Annotated in this window: 2 protein-coding genes and 1 pseudogene; 2 read left to right on the top strand and 1 reads right to left on the bottom strand. The window is 44.1% G+C overall.

What is annotated here, in order from left to right:
• Positions 1-1,389, top strand: a 1,389-nt coding sequence (locus VF500_RS25760; protein ID WP_330862407.1) for an aspartate kinase, incomplete at its 5' end; no start/stop codon positions are given.
• A 204-nt stretch (positions 1,390-1,593) separates the two neighbouring features.
• The gene (locus VF500_RS25755) at positions 1,594-4,404 is read left to right on the top strand and encodes a S9 family peptidase (RefSeq protein ID WP_330862406.1); all 2,811 of its coding nucleotides are present in this window, start codon (positions 1,594-1,596) and stop codon (positions 4,402-4,404) included.
• A 127-nt stretch (positions 4,405-4,531) separates the two neighbouring features.
• Here the strand turns inward: VF500_RS25755 and VF500_RS25750 are convergent.
• Positions 4,532-4,916: pseudogene (locus VF500_RS25750) on the bottom strand (primosomal protein N'); the annotation flags it as partial.

Genomic DNA, 4,916 nt, shown 5'->3' with positions numbered 1-4,916 from the left:
TTTCAATATAAAATGTTAACAGTAGAAAAAATTGGCGGTACATCCATGACCGCTTTGGGTGATGTGATCAAAAACATCATCCTGTTTGAACGCAGCGGGGAGCAACTTTATAACCGCATATTTGTAGTATCGGCATTTTCGGGGGTAACCAACCTCCTGCTCGAAAACAAAAAGACAGGTGCACCAGGTGTATATCACAAGCTTGCTAATTACAAGGATTTCCATACACCGCTTAAACAACTTATTACCCGCCTAAAGCAGATCAACAAAACTTACGAGAGCCTTGGTTTGAACATAGCTGAAGCCGATAAGTACATTGAAACAAGGATCAAAGACGCGCAAACCTATCTTGAAAACCTGGCAAATATCCTGGCTTCGGGTTACGTAGGTAAAGAAGGCATTTTGCAGGCCGCCCGCGAGATCCTGGCATCGATAGGTGAAAGTCATTCGGCATTTAACTTTACCAATATCCTGCAAAACATGGGGATCAATGCTACGCTGGTGGACCTGAGCGGATTTCATGATCATCGTGCGTTAACCATTGATCAGCGCATTAAAAAAGACCTTGCCCATATTGATTTTGAAAAAACCATCACCATTGTTACCGGCTATGCTAAGGGTACCGAAGGTATTATGCGCGAGTTTGATCGTGGCTACTCTGAAGTTACTTTCAGCAAAATTGCGGTTGCTGTAAAACCGCAGGAAGCCATCATTCACAAAGAATACCACCTTTGTACGGCCGATCCGCAACTTGTTGGTGTTGAAAACTGTTCCCCGGTAGGTAACACCAATTATGATGTTGCCGATCAGCTGGCTGATGTGGGTATGGAGGCCATCCACCCCAAGGCATCGAAACCGCTGGAAATAAACGACATCGACCTGCGGATCAAGAATACGTTCCAGCCGGAGCACCCGGGAACACTGATCACCCGCGAATATATCTGCGATAAAAAACGCGTTGAGGTGATAACCGGTACCGACAGGGTGATCATGATCGACATTTATGATCCATCTATGGTGGGCAACGTTGGTACCGACTTCCATATCATGCAGCTGTTTTACAAATTTGGCGTTAGTTACAGCTTTAAGGCTACCAGCGCTAACAGCATCTCGATAGTGATATGGGAAAAAGACTACAACAAAAAGCTGATCAGCGAATTGGAGGATAATTACGAAAAGGTTGCTGTTGAAAAAATAGCGATGGTTTGCTTAATAGGTTCCAATATGGATCAGCCGGGCTTACTGGCGAAATCAGCTACCGCACTGGCCCAAAACGGCATCAATATCAAAAGCTGCGGCTTTGCTTTAAGAATGGTAAATATCCAGTTTTTAGTAGCCCGCGAAGATTTTAACGAAGCTATCCGCGCTTTGAATAAAGCGATGTGCTAATTTGAGGTAAAGGTTGAACCCTGATTTCTCTGATCAGGGGATGACCTTGATAGTTCTTGACCAAACTTACGAAGTTTCAAAAACTTCGTAAGTTTTCTTCTTCAACATAATTAATTCTTTCACTCATTCCATTGTAACTTTCCCGTAGCTTATTTCATTAAACCGTAAGTTTTCAGCATATTTAGGTTTTGACATCTTTCCTGTATGCGTAAACTTTTACTCTCAACCAGCCTGTTACTGGCTACTGGTTTTCATGTATTTGCTCAAAGCCCGGGTAAAAAACCTTTAGATCATTCTGTTTTTGACGGATGGCAAAGTGTAGCAGGGCAACGCGTCAGCAACGATGGTAAATGGATAGGCTATGTCATAAAACCCCAGCAGGGCGATGCAGAGCTGATCATAAAAGATTCAAAAAACACTACTTCGGTAAAAATTCCAAGAGCCGATACCATTAAGATGAGCAGCGATTCAAAGTTTGCTGTATGTCTCATCCGGCCGTTTTATAAGGATACCAGGCTGGCCAAAATAAAGAAGAAAAAACAATCGGATTTCCCCAAAGATACTTTGGGTATAATTACATTAGGGTCATCAGCCGTGATTAAAGTTCCGGCTATCCGCTCCTTTAAAATAGCCGAGGATGCACCCGTTATTGCTTACTTGGCTACGGCTGATACACTTAAAAAAACATCGGCAAGCGATACTTCAAAAAAAGCAGTAGCTGCTACCGTTGCCCCGCCCACGCATGATGGTGCTGATCTGTCAGTCAGAAAATTAAAAACCGGCACCGAACGAACTTTTAAATATGTTACCGAATACCAGGTAAGTAAAAACGGCAAATGGATAGCTTTTGCTGTTACAGCGCCAGCCAAACAAAAGGAAACTACATCAGGCCTGTATTTATTTGATTCGGAGAAAAACACCCTTAAGCGCTTAAGCACTGGCAGGGGAAACTACCATAATATCAGCATTGACGATGCCGGTCGGCAGGTAGCGTTCACCGCCGAAAAGAACCCTGAAAAGGCACTGGTAAAATCCTTTAAACTCTATTATTACAACGCAGCGAAAGACAGCGCGGAAGTTATCGCTGCTGCCGGATCTGCCAGTATACCTAACAATTGGGCCGTAAGCGGCGATAGTAAGGTAAGCTTCAGCAAAAGCGGCAACAACCTTTTCTTTGGCACCGCCCCTATCCCGAAACCTGCCGATACTACCTTGGTTGATTTTGAAATAGCCAAACTGGATATCTGGAATTACAAAGATGATTACCTACAGCCGCAGCAGCTCAAAAACCTTCAAACTGAATTAAAACGCAGCTATCCTGCCGTCATAAAACCCGAAGAAACAACCAGCAAAACTGTTCAGTTAGGCAGCAAAGCCATTCCTGAGATATTAATTGCCGAAAATAAAGATGCCCGTTATGTTTTAGGTGTTACGGATACGGGAGCCCGCGTAGCTGCCCAATGGGAAGGCAGCACCAAACAACAAGCTATTTTAATTGATACCAAAAGTGGTAATCACAGGTTAATCAATACATCCATGGGGCGTTATTATATCTCACCGCATGGCAATTACGTGCTTTGGTTTGACGTAAAAGACCAGGCCTGGTATTGCTATACCATTGCAACCGGGCAAAAGATAAACCTGAGCAAATCAACCGGAACAAAAATGGGTGATGAGCTGAACGATGTTCCCGGCTATGCTTCGCCTTACGGTGTAGCAGGTTGGGCAGCGGGCGATAAGGCTGTGTTTATTTATGACCGGTACGATATCTGGCGCTTTGACCCGGCAACCGGCGATACCTTCAATTTCACCCAAGGCATCGGCCGCAAAAACAAGTTCATCATCAGGTATGATCAAACCGATCCGGAGCAAAAGTTCATCCCGCTGAAAGAACCGATGTGGCTTTTAACTCAAAATGAAGAAACCAAGCAATGGGGATATTTCCGGAAGTTTCCTGAAGCCAACAATCAGCCCGAAAAGATTATCATCGCTCCGGTGAGCTATGACAACCTCTTAAAAGCTAAAAACGCAGACGTTTATATTTACACCAAGGCAAACTATAAGCAATCGCCCGACTTATATCTGTCAGCCGATCTGAAAAAAGAGATCAAACTGAGCAGCATCAACCCACAACAAAGTGAATACAACTGGGGCACTGCCGAACTTGTAAGATGGACAACACCTAAAGGCTATCAATCTAAAGGAATCCTCTATAAACCTGAAGATTTTGACCCGACCAAAAAGTATCCGATGGTAGTATATTTTTACGAGAAACTTTCGGACGGGCTTTTTAATTATATAGCGCCTGCACCTACCCCCTCTCGCTTGCCCATCTCATTTTTTGTAAGTAACGGCTATTTAGTTTTTGCGCCTGACATCAGCTATCAAACCGGGCATCCGGGTGCTTCGGCAGTTGAATTTATCAATTCGGGGGTTGAAGCTTTAAAGAAAAATACCTGGGTTGATGCTGCTCACATCGGCATACAAGGCCAAAGCTGGGGCGGCTATCAGGTAGCTTATCTCATTACACAAACGAATATGTACGCAGCCGCATGGGCCGGTGCACCGGTAGCCAACATGACATCGGCTTATGGCGGTATCCGCTGGGAATCGGGATTGAACAGACAGTTCCAGTACGAAAAATCACAAAGCCGGATTGGCGCCACGCTTTGGGAAAAACCAGAGTTATATATCGAAAACTCGCCTTTATTTCAGTTACCTAAAGTAAAAACGCCGGTAATGATCATGAGCAATGATGCAGATGGGGCTGTGCCATGGTACCAGGGCATTGAAATGTTTACTGCCTTACGCAGGTTGGGCAAACCTGTTTGGCTATTGCAATATAACGGAGAAGCCCATAACCTGGTACTGCGTCAAAACAAGAAAGATATTACTATACGTGAGCAACAATTTTTTGATCACTTTTTAAAGGGCGCTCCATTACCTGTTTGGATGGATAAGGGCGTACCTGCTGTTGACAAAGGAAAAGACTGGGGATTAGAGTTAGAAAAGTAATTACATCTCTCCTACACGTCATTGCGAGGCACGAAGCAATCGCGAACTATATATGGCAGACATGCTTACGTGCGATTGCTTCGTACCTCGCAATCACGTGTTTTTGACAAGCTTCCGATTAAACGCATTAATACGGATCAACATCGGGCTGTACTATACTCCCCGTGCTAAGCTTGGTTGTGTAATACTGGGTGATCACATCTTTTAAAGCAGACTTTGCTTTTACTATGGAGATGCCGTCTTTCTCAAACTTGAGCATGATGCTTTTGATATAGTAATTACGGATCCTACTGATGAGCGGCTGCTCGGGCCCTATCACCCGTTCACCAAAATGCTCCCTGAGACGCGCGCCAAGATATTCGGCCTGGTTATAGAGTACATCGGGATTTTTATGTTTGATATCAAGGTTGATAATGCGATAGAAGGGCGGGTATTTGAAACTTTTCCGTTCTTCCATCTCGGTAAAATAAAGATCGGCATAGTTATTATCAATCACCTGTTTTAACACCCGG

Origin of the sequence: Mucilaginibacter sp., assembly GCF_036383575.1 — a bacterium.
GTDB lineage: Bacteria > Bacteroidota > Bacteroidia > Sphingobacteriales > Sphingobacteriaceae > Mucilaginibacter.
The sequence above is the reverse complement of the archived record's forward strand: the minus strand, read 5'-3'. Positions and strand labels throughout refer to the sequence as shown.

Coding starts and splice junctions, on each gene's coding strand:
- VF500_RS25755 (WP_330862406.1), top strand. CDS start 1,594: ATGCGTAAACTTTTACTCTCAACCAGCCTGTTACTGGCTACTGGTTTT.